Genomic DNA, 14,654 nt, shown 5'->3' with positions numbered 1-14,654 from the left:
ACCCCGTGACGCCCATATCGGTCACCTCGCGGGAGCGGCGTCCAGGCTCAGTTGGTACCAGCGCTCGGCGGTGATCAGGTGCAGCACCGGACCGCGGCCGACCACCGTCACGCGAGCCGGAAGCGCAGCCCCGTCCGGTAGAACCAGCTGGTATTCGCCGACGACGCGCATCACCTCGCCATCCAGTTCGCCCACGACGAACCGGTCATGCTGCTGCCCGTATCCACCGAGGAGTCCGATCCGAGTGCCGGCAACTCGCGGACGCCCGGCGTCGAACCGCGTCTCGGTGGTTTGCCCGAAGTGTCGTCCGGCGGTGGGTCTGGCCGCAATAGTGTCGCGTGTCTGAATAAGTTTGACGGTGCCGAGTCGTCGTACCGGGCTGCCACGATGCAGACGTGGATGACGCTTTGAGGGTGCTGAGGCGAGAGTTCGAGTCCGTGGAGGGGAGCTTCCTGCTCCGACTGCGCTGTGAACTCGTCTGGGACCGGGCGGCGTTCAGCCGGTTGGAGCAGGCGATGCGGGTGGGCTGTGAGCAGTACGAGAGTCATGACGACCTGCCGCGCTGGGTGGCTGAGGGGTTCTACGAGGTCTCACACTTCGTGGCGGAGTGGACCGCGCACCCGAACTTCCCTCGGCCGCAGCCGGCGCAGTACTACCAGGATTGCCTGGAGCGGTTGCGGGATCTGACGGACTGGTTCTTTCGCGGGTGGCATGCCTACCAGGAGCCGCACGTTTGGCGTGATCTCTAACGTCACGCGGAAGGGGTGCGCTGGGCCTTGACGAGAATCTGGTCGGTGGTCTTGGTCCAGCGGAACGGCTGGCAGCGCTCGTTGTAGCCGTCGATGAACGCGCGGATGGCAGCGATCAGGTCGTACAGAGGCCGGGTGCCGCTTATACAGCGGTACCCGGCCTCTGTGGATCTACTGCCTCTCCGAAGGAGAAGGTCAGCAGATGACGTTCACGTTGCGGTCTGCCGGTCCACCAGCAGTGGTGGCGATGGGGGCGTCGTCGAACACGTGGAGCACATCCCCCGTAGAGAGCCAGATGTGTCAATGGGTGCGGCCGCGAGGTGAAGCTAGCTCGCATCGATTTAGTGGGTCAAGGGGTCCTGTAAAAGGAATCCTGAAACTTCGATCGGCGATTAATTCAAGAACTCTTGAATAAGGCCTGTCCGTCACATATCGTGCACACTGTGGACGAACAGCAACCCAGGCGAGTGACCCAGGTGGAGGTCTTGAAGTCCTTCTCCCACCCGCTGCGCCTGCGTCTGTACTACGCACTCGCCAAGCGCGGCTCGGCGACTGCTACGAGCCTGGCCAAGGATGTGGAAACCACTGCTCAGCTGGCCTTCTACCATCTCTCGCGGATGGCCGAGTTGGGTGTGCTCGAGGAGGACGACGCGGCCCCCGCCCGAGGCCGGGAGCGCTACTGGAAGCGATCAACCCAGGGCCTCTCCTTCACTGCCGACAGTCTCGGATCCGACACGGTGAGTGACTTGGAGGTGCTGCACCGTGGCCAGGCTGGCATCCACTTCGAGCATCTGCAGGAGTTCTTCGCGAGCGGTCCGGACGCCGAGGACGAGTTCCGCACCGCCGCGTTCGGCTCCGACATGGTCCTCAACCTGAGCCGCGCCGAGGTGGATCTCCTGCGCGAGCAACTCACCGAGGTGCTCCTGCGCTTCCGGGACAACAACCGTCCGACCGACAGCGCTGCCCCTGCCGCTGAAGAAGCGACGCGCAGCATGTTCGTGTTCGTCCATGCCTTCCCAATGAGGTGACCCTCATGACCGAGGCCACAAAGACTTCATCCGCCGTCGTCACGCCGAACCAACCGCGCTGGCGGCTGCTCTGCTGGCTGACCGCCGAGCCGGTCTCCCTCATCGGAGACCAGATTTTTTTCCTGGCGATCGCGTGGACCGCCGTACAGGAAGCAGGTCCAGCCGGCGCCGGTCTGGTCCTCGCCGCCGGCGCCGTGCCCCGCGCGCTCTTCATGCTCCTGGGCGGGACGCTCGTCGACCGTCTCGGCCCTCGACGCGTCGCCCTCAGCAGCGACATCCTGCGTGCCCTGCTCATGCTCGCGGCCGCCGTGATCGCCGCCGCCGGTGCGACGATCCCCCTGCTCCTGGCTCTCGCACTGATTTTCGGCGTCATCGACGCACTTTTCTATCCCGCAACCAACGCCCTCGCCCCACTCGTCGTAGCCCATGACCAACTCGTCCGAGTCCAGAATCTGCGTGCACTCGGCACCCGCGCCGCCGTCCTGATCGGCGCTCCTCTCGGCGGCCTCCTCCTGGCGATCGGAGGCCCGTCCACCTCCTTCGCCGTCAACGCCGCCACCTTCGCCGTGTCGGCCGTAGCCCTGACAGCCCTACGCATCCGCTCCGTTGTGGCTCAGCATCAAGACGGTGCCGGTGGCGTCGTCCGTCAGGCGATGCAAGGGCTCCGCTACGCCCTCGGCAAGCCCGTGATACGCAACCTGCTCCTACTGGTCGCGCTGCTTGAGTTCGCGGTAAACGGGGTCATCAACACCGCGTTTCCAGCCCTCGCCGCCGAACGACAATGGGGAGCTCAAGGCCTCGGATGGCTGATGGCGGCCCTTGGCGCCGGCGCCGCAGCAGCTGCACTCGTCCTCGTGATCATCCGACGCCTACCTGCACCAGGGCTCGTCGTCGCCGGCGCAGCCTGCACCGGCGCCATCGTCATGAGCCTCTTCCCCGCCGCAGTCGACCTACCGGCCACCCTTACGCTCTCGGTTGCCCTCGGCGCGGTCGGCGGTGCCGTCGCCGGGATCGTCCTACCGATCATCCAAGCCGACACACCCCCCGACATTCTCGGCCGCACCATGAGCCTGTTCGCCCTCGCCACCGTCGGCGTGTCCCCACTGTCCATCGCAGCCGCCGCACTCATCACCGACCAGGCAGGGTTACGAACCGCGTTCCTCGCCGCCGCCGCCCTCGCACTCGGCGGCGCTGCCGCCTGCATTACCAGCGGACCCGTGCGCAACATAACCCTGAAGGCGACGGCACGAGCGACCTGACCAACAAGGTCATGTCGCACAGTCAACCAGGCCTCGCCGCCGTCCACCCGGCCCGTCTGACCGGGTTGCGCAGGCTGGAGTGCCGATGTCGGTGGCCGCTCTGTACCCGTCCTTGCATCTCAACCTGGGTGAGTGTTACCGGAAGCTCGGCGACCTCGGCCGTGCCCGCGAGTGCCTCCAGCGTGCGCAAGCGGGGATCGGCGCGCTTGGCGATGACGCGTACGCGCAGCTGATCAAGGGCGGTCTGGATCGGCTGGCGCAGGAGTTGACCTCCACGTAGGGGCACGCTGCCGAAGAGGGCTTCTGGTAGCCGGTCGTATCGCTGGGCGGCGAGGTGGCCCCGAGCGGCCAAGGAGCCCGAACATCTCAGACGGGTGGCCGCGCCGAGCGGGTGTGGTCAGTTTGATGGAGAAGGCGGGTGGTCGGTCTTTGCACCCGACTGCGGGACACGGCCTGATCCCGCTGAGCAGCACCAGATCCGCCGCCTGACGCCGTTCGCCGAATGCAAGCCTCCGCAGCTCGCTAATCTCCTGGTGGATGCTTGTTCCGTCAGCTGGAAAGCGAAAGATTCTAATGGCAGAGGAAATCATCCGCGCGGCCGTTCACCCGGCGATCGGTGTGGCGCGGGTAGGCAACAGCGACAGTGAGTATTTCATCGGCCCGGAGATGCCGGATCCTCCGCCTCGTGAACCGGGCTTCTACCGGGACCGGTCCGGGGCGATCAAACGTCAGGCCGCCCGGTTCCGGGTGTACGGGTACAACGCCAAAGGCCAAGTGGTCAAGGAGATCCTTCCCCAGGAGGGCACGTCCCTGCGCTGGAGCGTCGAGCTGGCCAACAAGAAGGCCGCCTGGTACCAGTTCCGGCTGGCGATGGACATCCCCGAAGCCGAGCAGGCCAAGAACGCCGAGCTGCGCAACGCCGACGTGCCGCGCGCCGAGCGTGACCGGCTGGAGATCAAGCCCGGTCCCCGCGAGGTCAGTGGTGTCAATGTCAGCACCGGTGCTGTCTTCGACACGGGAAAGTTCATGGGCATCCCCGTCTATCTCGGCGAGCTGCACACCGATGAGGAAGGGCGGCTGCTGGTCCTCGGCGGCAAGGGTGCCGCCGCTCCGTACGACAAGAAGTACGAGACGCTGAAGTCGTATGCCAACAACGATGGTTGGCACGACGACGTCTCCGACGGACCCGTGACCGCGAAAGTGACCATCGACGGCCGCGAGATACCGGTGGATCCGGCATGGGTCATCGTCGGACCGCCCGACTACGCGCCCGGCGTCAAGAGCGTGCGCACGTTGTACGACCTGCTGTTCGACATGCACGTCGCCAGCGGTGTGCTGCCCTTTCCCGAGGTGTCGTTCCACGAGCACATCGCGCCCGTATTGCGCCGGATGACCGAGCTTCAATGGGTCAACCACGGGTTCGCCACCCGGTTCGGCTGGGGCGGGGCCGACTACTTTCTCGACGACTCCGTCATGGCCAAGCTCGCCCGTCCCGATCAGCAGTACGCGGAGCTGCGCACCCAGATCTACACGGCGCTGCGCCACATCGACCGGGACGGGATCTCCCCGGTGCCGTGGCCATGGATCTACGGCGACGCCATGTCGGTGCCGCCCCGCTCGGTGCGCCACCACGTGACGTTGTCACCCGCCCAGTACCGCATGTTCCGCTACTGGGCGGCGGGCAGGTTCGTGCCGGGCGACCCGCCCGCCTCCGGCAGGCAGTTCCGTGACGTGGCACTGGATCTGCAACCGGAGACGCTCGACCGCGCGGCGCTCGACTTCTGCCTGGCCGACGCGTTCCACCCGGGTTGCGAGGTGACCTGGCCCATCCGGCATCCGTCGATGTACCAGGGCCGCTTCCGCATCCGGCACCGGCCCAGCGGCTGGCAGGAGCCGTTCTACGGGCCCTGGCTGACCCCGCAGACCGCGATGGCGGTGGACGGCCCGCTGTACGCCCAGGCTCCCGGCGACCTCATCCGCTGGATGGCCGTGCCGTGGCAGACCGACACCTCTGAGTGCCGTTCCGGCTACGCCAGTCAGGAGGAGATGGGCTTCACCGCCGGGTTCGACCCGTACCTGCCGACGTGGTGGCCCGCGACCGTGCCCAACCATGTGCTCACCGAAGCCGACTACCGCACGGTCATGGACACGCACCAGGACATCGAGGTGCGGCGCAAGGCATTCGAGCAGCGGGCGGTGTGGTTCCGGGCGCTGCACGGCGACGATGAGCAGCAGCACAAGCAGATGGTGGAGGTCTGGTCCAAGCTCGGCATCGTGGAGACCCGCGACGGCCCTGACGACGGCACCTTTCCCGCTGTCATGCGGGTGGAGTCCACGCCACTGCTCGACCTCGACCAGGTGCCGTACACCCGAAACCTGATCGCCCTGCACGTGCCCGAGACGGCCGACGGTGCAGGGGTCTCCGATGACGAGGTCGGATACGTCATCGAGCAGAGCCCGTTCGACTCCGACGAGGTGCTGGTGGGCCGCTTCGACAAGGTCAGCCCGTACCGGGACCAGCGGTGAGCGAAGGCGGCCCGCCGCCCGATTCCTGGTACGACGTCGTGGTGGCCGGCGGCGGTCCCGCCGGTACCGCCGCCACCGCGGCCCTGGTCTGCGCCGGCCGCTCGGTTCTGCTCGCCGACGCCGGCCACCGCACGCCGCGGGCCGGGCAGGCCCTGCCCGGGGCGGCCCGCCGCATGCTGAACGAGCTTGGCCTGCCCACTCCGGACGCGGCCGGCGGCCACCAACGGTGCCTGGCCAACCTTTCGGCCTGGGACTCGGAAACCCTTGCCCGTGTCGACACGATTCTCGACCCGTATGGGCACGGCTGGCACCTGGACCGGCCGCTCTACGACCGCCAACTACGCGCGGCCACCGTGGCCGCCGGAGCCCGGGCCCTCGACGACACACGGGTCGCCGAGGCCGTGCGCGAGCCGGGCGGTGCGTGGACTCTGCGGCTGCGCACCGCAACGGGGGCCCGTCGGGTCAGGTGCGCGTGGCTGGTCGAGGCGACCGGCCGGGCCGGGGCCATCGCCCGTCGCCACGGCGGCCACTACCAGACCACCGACCGGCTCATCGGCGTCGAAGTCCGAGTTCCCGCAGCCGATCCGGTCCCGGCCGCCTCGCTGGTCGAGGCGGCGCCCGACGGGTGGTGGTACGCCGCGCCCGCTCCGAACGGGCACCGGGTGCTCACCTACTTCACCGATGCCGATCTGGCGCCGGCGGACCTGCACCGGCCGGTCCGGTACCGGGCGCTGCTGGCCAGGCTCCACCATGTGACGGCTCCTGTTCAGGATGTCGGAGAATGGTCCCCACCGCGGCGGGTCGCCGCCCACAGCAGCCATCTCACCCTCCCGTACGGCGACGGGTGGATCGCCGCTGGTGACGCCGCCATCGCCCTCGACCCTCTCTCCAGCCAGGGCATCCTCACCGCCCTCTACGCCGGGCTCGTCGCCGGCCGAGCCATCGACCGGCACCTCCGCGGCGAGCGTGACGCCCTACCGGAGTACGCCGCGAACCTTGCCAGGATCCGGGCGGCGTACCGCCGCCACCACCGCGACGCGTACAAGAGGGAACAGCGGTGGACCTCGCGCCCCTTCTGGCGCCGGCGCCGGTAGTCATCTCCGCGGCCACGGTCTTCGGGCAGCACGCCGGTGCCGCATCCGCCTACCGGCAGCTCCTCCAGGCGGCCCCGCGACCCACTCAGCTTCGAGATCATGGAGGATCAATGGTGATCAAGCGCGAAACCGACACTGCCGACGCCGTGCCCAGCGCCATGTTCCCCTGGATCATCGACTGCGGCAGCTGGGGTGCCCGCCGGCCGAAGCCCCCTGGGGTGGTGCTGCTCGAAGGCACCACCCGGAAGATCATCCTTCACCACACCGGGGAGCCGGCGCACAACACCACCGACTTCTCCCGCGAGCGGGCGGTGAGGTTGGCAAAGGACATCCAACGATTTCACCAGGACGAGAGGGGCTGGTCCGACTCCGGGCAGCACTTCACGGTCAGCCGGGGTGGTCATGTGCTGGAAGGACGGGCGTGCAGCCTCGAGACGCTGGAGACCGGCCTGGCCCAGGTCAGATCGGCGCACTGTCCCGGCCGTAACCACGACTCGATCGGCATCGAGAACGAGGGTTTCTACATCGAGGAGACCCCGACGCAGAAGCTGTGGGACTCGCTGGTGCGGCTCTGCGTCACGATCTGCCGGCAATACCAGCTCAGAGCGCACCACATCTTCGGCCACTGGGACTTCCGCAACACGCAATGTCCCGGCATCGGCTTCTACCGCCAGTTCCCGCAGCTGCGCCGCGAGGTGGCGGCCCAGCTCGGCACACAGATCGGGGAGGTCCCGGAGCGCACCTGGCCCGACATCTACGAGGTCGCCGAGGGTACGCCCGTCGGGGGCCCGGTGGTCACCGTCGCCCAGTACCTCCTGCGCAACGCCGGTTACCCCGTCCCGCTGACGGATGGCGGGCAGTGGTCCCCCGAGATGACGTCAGCCATCAAGGACTGGCAGCACAGGCACGGTCTTGCGGTCTCGCCGGACGGGACCATGACCGCCGGAACCTGGGAGACCCTCGCTCCTGAGCTGGACCAGCACGCCACTGGCGATGTGGTCAGGGCGCTGCAAGGCATCCTCATCGCCAAGGGATACCTGGGGGTCGGCGTCGACGGCCAGTTCGACGATGCCACCGAGAGTGCCGTCAAGGACCTGCAGAAGCTGCACGGCCTGCCCGCCAACGGCGAAGTGGACACCAGGACGTGGTGCGTCGTCACTGGCGGCGTGATCCGCGAAGCCTTCAGGGACGCCCTTCATTCGTAGCGCCCATGCGACAGGAACCAGGTTGCCTGGTCTTCGCACCTGCGGCAGCCTTCGCGACGTGATCGAGACGCGTGTGCTCACCGAGGGCGATTGGAAGACCTGGCGGGATCTGCGGCTCGCCGCGCTGGCGGAGGCGCCGTACGCCTTCGGTTCCCAACTGGCGGATTGGCAGGGTGACGGCGACCGGGAGGAACGCTGGCGCGGTCGGCTGGCCATTCCCGGCTCATACAACGTCGTGGCGACGCTCGACGGGCATCCCGTCGGCATGGCCAGCGGGGTGCCGACCGATCAGGATCGCGTTGTCGAGCTGATCTCGATGTACGTGGCGCCGGTGGGACGTGGCCAGAGTGTGGGCGACCTCCTCGTGCGGGCGGTCGAGCAGTGGGCTCGGCTGGTTGGCGCGAGGACTCTGCGCCTGGCCGTGGCGGAGGGCAACAGGAACGCCTGGGCGCTCTACCGGCGCAACGGCTTCCGTGACACGGGTGAGCTCGGCGACCTCATGCCCGACGGTCTGCGTAGGGAGCACATCATGGCCAAGGGGCTCACCGCTTAGCGGACCGGTCCGACGGGTCGGTGCCGTCGCGCCGGCGGCGTCAGGGGATGAGCCGGTCGAGCAGCTCGAACCGCTCGTACGGCTGGTCGTAGTCGCCGAAGTGCCCGTCGTCGCGCACGATCTGGGTGCCGCCGAGCCGCTCGAACATGGCGCGCCCCTGCCGGTCGTCGCAGCCGTACGGATCCTCCCGGGAGTTGATGAAGTAGATGTCGCGTACGTGCGACCGGATCGCGGCCCAGTCGTAGCCCTGCTGGAGGACCGGTTCCTCCTCGGTGTTGGGCCGGGTGCAGTATCCGGCGACCAGGATCGCCTGGGCGACGGTCACGTCCACGTGTTCCAGGAGCGCGAGCAGGAGGGCCGCGCCGCCGGAGTGGCCCACGAGGACCGTGTCCTCGTCGAAGCTGTGCCCGTTGAGCACCTTCGGCAGGAACGTGGCGATCGGCTCGACGTTGATGCCCGGGTGGTGCGGCACCTCGACGGCGTATCCCCGGGCCGCGAGCCGCCCTGCCAGCCAGGGATACCAGCACGCGTCCGGGTTGCCGCCGGTCCCGTGGAAGATGATCGCGCTGCGCCCCACCGTGCCCCCTTCGGATCGACGTCCTGATCACATCACCTCTACCGCTGCGCTTCGAAGTGCTCCTTCATCGCGGGGTAGTAGTCGTCGAAGTCCGGCGCCGGCCGACCGTCATGGGAGGCGGTCAACGCGTCCAGGTAGTACTCCCAACCGGGTCCGACCTCGCCGACGCCCTCCGTGCCGGTCAGGTGCTGCGTGAACCGGAGCTCGGTCACGCCCGCGCTTTCGACCAGCACCAGGTCCAGATGCCAGCTGCCGTGCTCGTCCACCGCGGAAACCGCCAGCCGGTGCGGCGGTTCGCACGCGTCGATGGTCATGTCCATCCAGGGCTCGCCCTCCTCGTACGCCATCTGGACCTTGATCGTGCGTCCGGGCGCGGCGTCGCCCTGCCACGGGCCGAACCAGCGTGCGGTGCGCGCCGGATCGGTGAGGCTGGCCCAGACGTCGGCCACGGGAGCGCGGAACGTGCGGGTCAGCACGAGGTCGTCGCCGATCAGTCGGCCGGTGGGTGTGGGGCTCATGCGGTCTCCTTCTCCGATGGGTGCCGCTTGGCGGCCGTCTGCCGCTCGCGGCGGGTGCGGTAGACCTCGGTCTCCAGCGCGTCGAGGCGGTGCTGCCAGCCGGACGGGCGCATCAGCCGTCCCAGCCACCCGGTCAGCTCGTCGAGCGGCGCGGTGACCAGCGTGTAGACACGCCTGCGTCCGTCGGCCGTGTCGCGCACCAGGCCGGCCTCGCGTAACACGCGCAGGTGACGGCTGACGGCCGGCCGGCTGATCACGAACCGGTCGGCGATCTGGCCGGCCGAGAGCGGTTCGTCGCGCAGCATCAGCAGGATCTCCCGCCGAACCGGATCGGCGATCGCGGCAGCCACCTCGTCCACGCCGAAAGGGTAACCAGGTTGTTACGCTTTTGGCAACGTCGCGCCCGTGGGGGATCGGTTCACGCGTTGTCGAGCACGAACGCCCGCATGAGTTCGGCGCACTCCGCCGCGTGCGTCTCCAACAGGAGGTGGCCACCGTCGTAGATGTGCGCGTCCAGGCGCTCGAGAACGCGGTGGTAGGCGAGGACCTCGTCGACGTCGAAGTACGCGTCGTGCCGTCCCCACAGCACGAGCACCGGCGGCTGGTGAGCGCGGTGGTACTCGGCGAGCTCATCGAAGCGGGCGACGTGGTTGGCGTAGTCGGTGAACAGCGCGAACTGCGCGTCGACGTTGCCGGGCCGGCTCATGCGCTCCCAGTCGAGGTGCCACGACTCGGGGGCGTGCAGGGCGCGCAGCCGTTCGGGCAGCCCGGCCAGGTACTGGTCGCGGGTACCGGCGAAGTTCAACCAGTCCGGCAGGTCGGCGCGCTTGGCGTCGGTCGGGTCGGCCCAGTAGGCCCGGGCGCTGTCCCACTGCTCGCCGAGGCCGTCCTGGTGCGCGTTGCCGCTCTGCACGATCAGGCCGCGGATGCGGGTCGGGGCGCGGGTGGCCAGGTGGTATCCCACCGGCGCGCCGAAGTCGTGCAGATAGACGAAGAGGCGCTCGATCCCGAGCTGGTCGAGAAGGTTCTCGATCGTCCAGGAGAGGTTCTCGAACGTGTAGTCGTAGTCGTCGACGGTTGGCGACGAGGACATCCCGAAGCCGGGCAGATCCGGCGCGATCACGTGCGCGACGTCGGCGAGTGTGGGCATGACCTCGCGGAACGTGTGCGACGAGGAGGGGAATCCGTGCAGCAGCAGTACCGCCGGCTGGCCGGGGCGCCCGGCCTCGCGGAAGAACACTTCCAGTCCGTCGACGTCGGCCCGTCGATGGCGGACCTTCTGGACGGCCCGCATCGCGTCCTCCTCCCGGCTGCCCCGGCGAGGGGCAGCATGCCGACATCGGCTCTGAGTCTGGCGAGTGTGGTGCCGGTGGTCACCGTCGCGTCCGGCTACGGCCGCGAGGATCAGATGTACGCCCAACAGCAGCCGGACGCCGACACCGCCCAGCCCATCGTGCCGGACCCGAACCGACGTTGCCCGGCCAACTCGACATCCGTCTCCGGTTCCGCCGCGATCCGCGCGGCCCGCGATCTCTAGCCGGGAGGCGCCGCGATGCCGAGGGCCCCGGTGAGCTCGACGATTCCGTCCCCGAACGGACCCGGGCGTTCCTCAAGTGCGCTCGCGAGTCGATCGGGGCCGGCGACGAGGCCCGCCTTCTCGGCCCATCGCAGCAGTCCGGCGGCGGCCTGGCTGTTGAGCGGCTCGAACCTGTCGTCGTCGTCGACGAGAGCCCGGACGACCTCCTCGTTGAGGTAGAACTCGACGGCCTCGCCGGCGGGGTCGGCCGCCGTGGCGAAGGCGCAGTCGCTGTCGAAGACCGACAGCGCGATGGCCGGTGCCGTCGTCTCCAGCGCGAGGTCGTTGGCCAGGTCGTCGGGCGAGGTGTCGTCGACCGGGCCGAGGAACCCGATCCGCCAGCCGTCGGCGCGGACGTTGTCGGTCACGGCCACGAACAGGTCGTCGACGCACGCCAGTTCGTCGAGCCGCGTGTCGCCGGTGCGGGCGATGATGACAAGACCGGAGTAGCCCACGATCATCCCTGCCGTTCGGTGAGGCGCTGGCTGGCGAGTGCCAGGGCGTCGGCGGCCAGCGAGTCGGGGCTGTGGTCGTGCCAGCCCGCGGTCTCGGCCGTGACCGCGTCCACGTCGCCGCGCTGAGCGTGCGCGTAGGCGCGGATGACGCCGCCACTCCAACTTCCGTCCGGCCAACGGCCGGCCTTCCACCGCCCGGAGGCGAGCTGCTCGGCGCGGGCCCGGGCGGATCGGTCGCGGTCTGCCTCGATGGCGGCGAGCATCGCGTCGAAGTCGCCCAGCCAGCTCTTCATGCGGGGCAGGTTCTCCGCCAGCCAGGTCCGCACGATGGTGGCGGCGCGTTCCGCGTCGGCTTCCGTGGCCAGCGAGAACGTGTGGTCGGACAGCTCCGCGGTGTCGTCGGTCGCCACCAGTCGGTGGTGCCAGACGCTGTGGTGCGGCATGGCGTCACGGCGCGGATCGTTCTCTCCGAAGTAGTACCGCAGGTGCGGGGCGAGCAGCACCCCGACGTTGATGAAGAATTCGACCTCTCCCCTCAGCGCGGTGGTGCGCTGGATGTCGAGGGCGATGCCGTTGCCATCGGGGTCGAAGTACCGGAAGACCGGCCCGCGGCGGATGAAGCCGGCGGCTGCCAGGTCGGCTTCGATGAGTTCGACGAACCGTCGTAGCAAGGCGTTCACGAGGCGGCACGGTACAGCGCGCCCCCGACAGGCCGCAGATCGTCGACCGACCTCCTGCACGCCGAGACCGGGATGAAGATCGACCTCGGCGCGATGCCCCCGGAGAGCGTTGCTCGATGCCGCGCAGCGTGGGCGCGGCTCACCGGACGTCGGACGTGCGTCGTCCACGGCAACCCAACAACCCTGGCAACGTCCGCATGACCGCGAGCAGGTCGCGCTGATCGACTGGGACGAGTCGTACGTCGACGTCCCCGACCTCGTGCTGCCCGGCAACGCCGCCGGCCTCGACGACGGCGCGCTCGACATCACCGGGCAGGCGTCGGCCGCCTGGGAAGCCGCCGTCGCTGGGACGACGAGTACGCGGTCAGGCGGCTCGCCGAGGTTCGAGCGGTCTGAGAACGCGTTCGAGGAGTGGGGTCATTGGCGGCCGAGTGCGCACAGTTCCACAGGGCGTGGACCGAAGAGGGATCGCCGAACGGCATGCGCCGGCAGCCCGACGAGCCGGGCTGTCCCACAGGCAGAGGCTGCGGCCACGGCGCAGCGATAGCCTGCCGTCATGGTGAGCGCCGAACTGGATGAGTTGATCGTCGTGGACGCCGAGTCGCTGCGGGCGTGGTTGTCGGCCAACCACGCCACGTCGCCCGGTGTCTGGCTCGCCCTGACCAGGAAGGGCGGCACGGTCACGACGCTGACCTGGCAGCAGGCGGTCGACGAGGCCCTGTGTTTCGGCTGGATCGATGGGCAGGCTCGTAAGCGGGATCAGGAGACCTCCTGGATCCGGTTCACCCCGCGCCGGCCCCGCAGTTCCTGGTCGCAACGCAACGTCGCCCACGTGGCGCGGCTGGAGGAGCAGGGGCGGATGCTGCCCTCCGGCCGGGCCGCGGTGGAAGCCGCGAAGGCGGACGGGCGGTGGGCGGCCGCCTACGCCCCGCCGTCGGAAGCCGAGGTGCCGGACGACCTCCTCGCCGCCATCGCTGCCGACCCCGCCGCCCAGGCCATGTTCGACGTACTCACCAAGACCAACCGGTTCGCTCTCATCCACCGTGTCAACGGGGTCAAACGGGCGCAGACCCGCGAGCGGAAGATCGGCGAGTTCGTCGCCATGCTGGCCCGTCACGAGACGATCTACCCGCAGAAGGCCAAGCCTCCGCCCACGCCGTGATCGGCATTTCATGATCATGGACACTGATCTGGCCACGAACGGTGCTGGGACGGGCTGGCGCCACGTGTCGGTCAGCTGGCGAGCTGCTCGCGGCGGCGGGTGAGGTAGGCCCGCTCCGCGACGCCGGACACCGCGACGAACCGCAGGATGAGCGCCAGCATCCACCATCTACGCACGTGTGACCCCCTGACCGGCTTGCACCAGCCCCATGTCGCGAAGGTGCCTGCTGTTGGATCGCTCCAACGCGACTGATGCGGAGTTCTCCAGCCGACCAGCCCTCGCTGTCACGGATACGAAGGGTGGGGATTCCGAGCAGGCCATGGGGTCACAGGCGCGACGCTGACGAACCACACAAGGCAGAAACTGCTCATGGTTACCGGTGGAGGCGGGGGTCACCCATTCCTGTCGGGCTATGCGACGGCCGGCCATCTGTTCGCCGAGCGGCTGCGCGCCCGCGCAGGCGAGGTTGCGATCGGCCGCAGGGTGGCTCGTCTGGCGCCGGGAGGGAGCTGGCAGGTGGGTCGAGGCGGCCCGGACGCCGTTCGAGTCCGACGCCAAGGCGGTGGTGGCCACGATGCGGGCCCGTGGCGACAGGGGCGACTACGAGGTCTCCGAATGGTCCTGATCGCGGGCCCCGCCGGGCCGTCCGCACCGCCTGCCGGGGCCAGGGTGCGGCCCTGGCCCCGGCAGGCGGTTAGGCGGAACTTTCGGGCGGGCCCATCTTGCCGGCCAGTTTGCGCAGGTCGTCGAGGAACACAGCCGGGAGTAGCGGCTTGCCGTCCTTGCCGATCGGCGACGGAGCCAGCGGCACCAGCAGGTCGACCAGCGGCGAATGCAACCAGAGCGCCATCACATACAGGGCGGACACGCGGAGCAGGCGCAGTTCGAAGCTCGCCGCCGCTACCTGGGGCAGCCGGTTGGCGATCTTCAGCGCCTTGTCGGTGGCGGCGACGAACGGCCCCTCGGTGAACTGCGCCACCTCGTGTGTGCCGTCCGGCTTCTCGGCGGTCTCGGCGCTGGCGATGAGCTGGCCGCCGTCGACGACCAGGAACCGCCAGCCGACCGGCTGCGCCTGGTCGAGGCCGCCGCCGGCGGTGACGACGTCCAGTCCGAGGGTGAAGACCTGGTGCGGGGTGTTCAGATCGAGGTTCTCCTTGCGGGCCTGGCGTAGGGCCTTGGTGGAGAATCGACCGCTGTCGGCGAGGGCGTTCAGCTTCGCGCGGACCTTGTCGGGTACGCCCTGCGGGTCGGGCATGTGCACCGGCATTCCGT

General features: G+C 69.0%; 18 protein-coding genes and 1 pseudogene. 10 read left to right on the top strand and 9 right to left on the bottom strand.

Features of this window, described 5'->3' with window-relative positions:
• Window positions 1-21 precede the first annotated feature (21 nt).
• On the bottom strand, window positions 22-195 hold the full coding sequence (locus ABZ573_RS15015; RefSeq protein ID WP_358118558.1) for a hypothetical protein: 174 nt from the start codon (window positions 193-195) through the stop codon (window positions 22-24).
• A gap of 200 nt (window positions 196-395) precedes the next feature.
• Here ABZ573_RS15015 and ABZ573_RS15010 point away from each other — a divergent pair, with 200 nt between their 5' ends.
• Complete coding sequence (locus tag ABZ573_RS15010) at window positions 396-749, top strand: hypothetical protein (protein WP_358118556.1); 354 nt, start codon at window positions 396-398, stop codon at window positions 747-749.
• A gap of 2 nt (window positions 750-751) precedes the next feature.
• On the opposite strand, the pseudogene ABZ573_RS15005 reads toward ABZ573_RS15010, so the two are convergent.
• Window positions 752-877: pseudogene (locus tag ABZ573_RS15005) on the bottom strand (IS630 family transposase); the annotation flags it as partial.
• Between the two features lie 315 nt (window positions 878-1,192).
• Here ABZ573_RS15005 and ABZ573_RS15000 point away from each other — a divergent pair.
• The 7 genes from ABZ573_RS15000 to ABZ573_RS14970 all read left to right on the top strand — a co-directional run bounded on the left by ABZ573_RS15000 (window position 1,193) and on the right by ABZ573_RS14970 (window position 8,414).
• Window positions 1,193-1,777: a helix-turn-helix domain-containing protein gene (locus ABZ573_RS15000; RefSeq protein WP_358118554.1), complete on the top strand. Its 585-nt coding sequence runs from the start codon at window positions 1,193-1,195 to the stop codon at window positions 1,775-1,777.
• A gap of 5 nt (window positions 1,778-1,782) precedes the next feature.
• A complete protein-coding gene (locus ABZ573_RS14995; RefSeq protein WP_358118552.1) occupies window positions 1,783-3,036 on the top strand; it encodes an MFS transporter in 1,254 nt (417 codons plus the stop codon).
• Between the two features lie 85 nt (window positions 3,037-3,121).
• Window positions 3,122-3,316: a tetratricopeptide repeat protein gene (locus tag ABZ573_RS14990; protein WP_225851847.1), complete on the top strand. Its 195-nt coding sequence runs from the start codon at window positions 3,122-3,124 to the stop codon at window positions 3,314-3,316.
• 257 nt (window positions 3,317-3,573) lie between these two features.
• Window positions 3,574-5,562 (top strand): LodA/GoxA family CTQ-dependent oxidase, encoded by a 1,989-nt coding sequence (locus tag ABZ573_RS14985; protein WP_225851846.1) that lies wholly within the window; start codon window positions 3,574-3,576, stop codon window positions 5,560-5,562.
• Entirely contained in the window at window positions 5,559-6,656 is a 1,098-nt protein-coding gene (locus ABZ573_RS14980; protein WP_151452306.1) for an FAD-dependent monooxygenase, read from the top strand. The genes ABZ573_RS14985 and ABZ573_RS14980 overlap by 4 nt, the downstream gene beginning before the upstream one ends.
• Before the next feature lie 110 nt (window positions 6,657-6,766).
• On the top strand, window positions 6,767-7,861 hold the full coding sequence (locus tag ABZ573_RS14975; RefSeq protein ID WP_151452305.1) for a peptidoglycan-binding protein: 1,095 nt from the start codon (window positions 6,767-6,769) through the stop codon (window positions 7,859-7,861).
• Between the two features lie 58 nt (window positions 7,862-7,919).
• Window positions 7,920-8,414, top strand: a complete 495-nt coding sequence (locus ABZ573_RS14970) for a GNAT family N-acetyltransferase (RefSeq protein WP_151452304.1) — start codon at window positions 7,920-7,922, stop codon at window positions 8,412-8,414.
• Window positions 8,415-8,454: 40 nt separating this feature from the next.
• On the opposite strand, the gene ABZ573_RS14965 is transcribed toward ABZ573_RS14970, so the two are convergent.
• The 4 genes from ABZ573_RS14965 to ABZ573_RS14950 are packed head-to-tail and all read right to left on the bottom strand — an operon-like array spanning window position 8,455 to window position 10,659.
• Complete coding sequence (locus ABZ573_RS14965) at window positions 8,455-8,991, bottom strand: alpha/beta hydrolase (protein ID WP_151452303.1); 537 nt, start codon at window positions 8,989-8,991, stop codon at window positions 8,455-8,457.
• A gap of 38 nt (window positions 8,992-9,029) precedes the next feature.
• Complete coding sequence (locus ABZ573_RS14960) at window positions 9,030-9,509, bottom strand: SRPBCC family protein (RefSeq protein ID WP_358118548.1); 480 nt, start codon at window positions 9,507-9,509, stop codon at window positions 9,030-9,032.
• Window positions 9,506-9,868, bottom strand: a complete 363-nt coding sequence (locus ABZ573_RS14955; protein ID WP_151452301.1) for a metalloregulator ArsR/SmtB family transcription factor — start codon at window positions 9,866-9,868, stop codon at window positions 9,506-9,508. The genes ABZ573_RS14960 and ABZ573_RS14955 overlap by 4 nt, the downstream gene beginning before the upstream one ends.
• Window positions 9,869-9,927: 59 nt before the next feature.
• Window positions 9,928-10,659 carry an alpha/beta fold hydrolase gene (locus tag ABZ573_RS14950; protein WP_358118546.1) on the bottom strand — a complete coding sequence of 244 codons (732 nt, stop codon included), beginning with the start codon at window positions 10,657-10,659 and terminating at the stop codon, window positions 9,928-9,930.
• Window positions 10,660-10,695: 36 nt separating this feature from the next.
• Here ABZ573_RS14950 and ABZ573_RS14945 point away from each other — a divergent pair, with 36 nt between their 5' ends.
• Window positions 10,696-11,046 (top strand): hypothetical protein, encoded by a 351-nt coding sequence (locus ABZ573_RS14945; RefSeq protein ID WP_358118544.1) that lies wholly within the window; start codon window positions 10,696-10,698, stop codon window positions 11,044-11,046.
• On the opposite strand, the gene ABZ573_RS14940 is transcribed toward ABZ573_RS14945, so the two are convergent.
• Entirely contained in the window at window positions 11,043-11,540 is a 498-nt protein-coding gene (locus tag ABZ573_RS14940) for a hypothetical protein (protein ID WP_327028926.1), read from the bottom strand. The genes ABZ573_RS14945 and ABZ573_RS14940 overlap by 4 nt on opposite strands.
• 2 nt (window positions 11,541-11,542) lie before the next feature.
• Window positions 11,543-12,220 carry a hypothetical protein gene (locus ABZ573_RS14935; RefSeq protein ID WP_358118541.1) on the bottom strand — a complete coding sequence of 226 codons (678 nt, stop codon included), beginning with the start codon at window positions 12,218-12,220 and terminating at the stop codon, window positions 11,543-11,545.
• A 556-nt stretch (window positions 12,221-12,776) separates the two neighbouring features.
• Here ABZ573_RS14935 and ABZ573_RS14930 point away from each other — a divergent pair.
• Window positions 12,777-13,382 carry a YdeI/OmpD-associated family protein gene (locus ABZ573_RS14930; protein WP_151452297.1) on the top strand — a complete coding sequence of 202 codons (606 nt, stop codon included), beginning with the start codon at window positions 12,777-12,779 and terminating at the stop codon, window positions 13,380-13,382.
• Between the two features lie 694 nt (window positions 13,383-14,076).
• Here ABZ573_RS14930 and ABZ573_RS14925 read toward each other — a convergent pair.
• Window positions 14,077-14,649, bottom strand: coding sequence for a hypothetical protein (locus tag ABZ573_RS14925; RefSeq protein ID WP_327028924.1), 573 nt, complete (start codon window positions 14,647-14,649; stop codon window positions 14,077-14,079).
• Window positions 14,650-14,654 lie beyond the last annotated feature (5 nt).

The sequence above is a fragment of the Micromonospora sp. NPDC007220 genome (assembly GCF_040634035.1).
Classification (GTDB): Bacteria; Actinomycetota; Actinomycetes; order Mycobacteriales; family Micromonosporaceae; genus Micromonospora; species Micromonospora reichwaldensis.
This window is presented reverse-complemented; position numbering and strand designations above follow the sequence as displayed.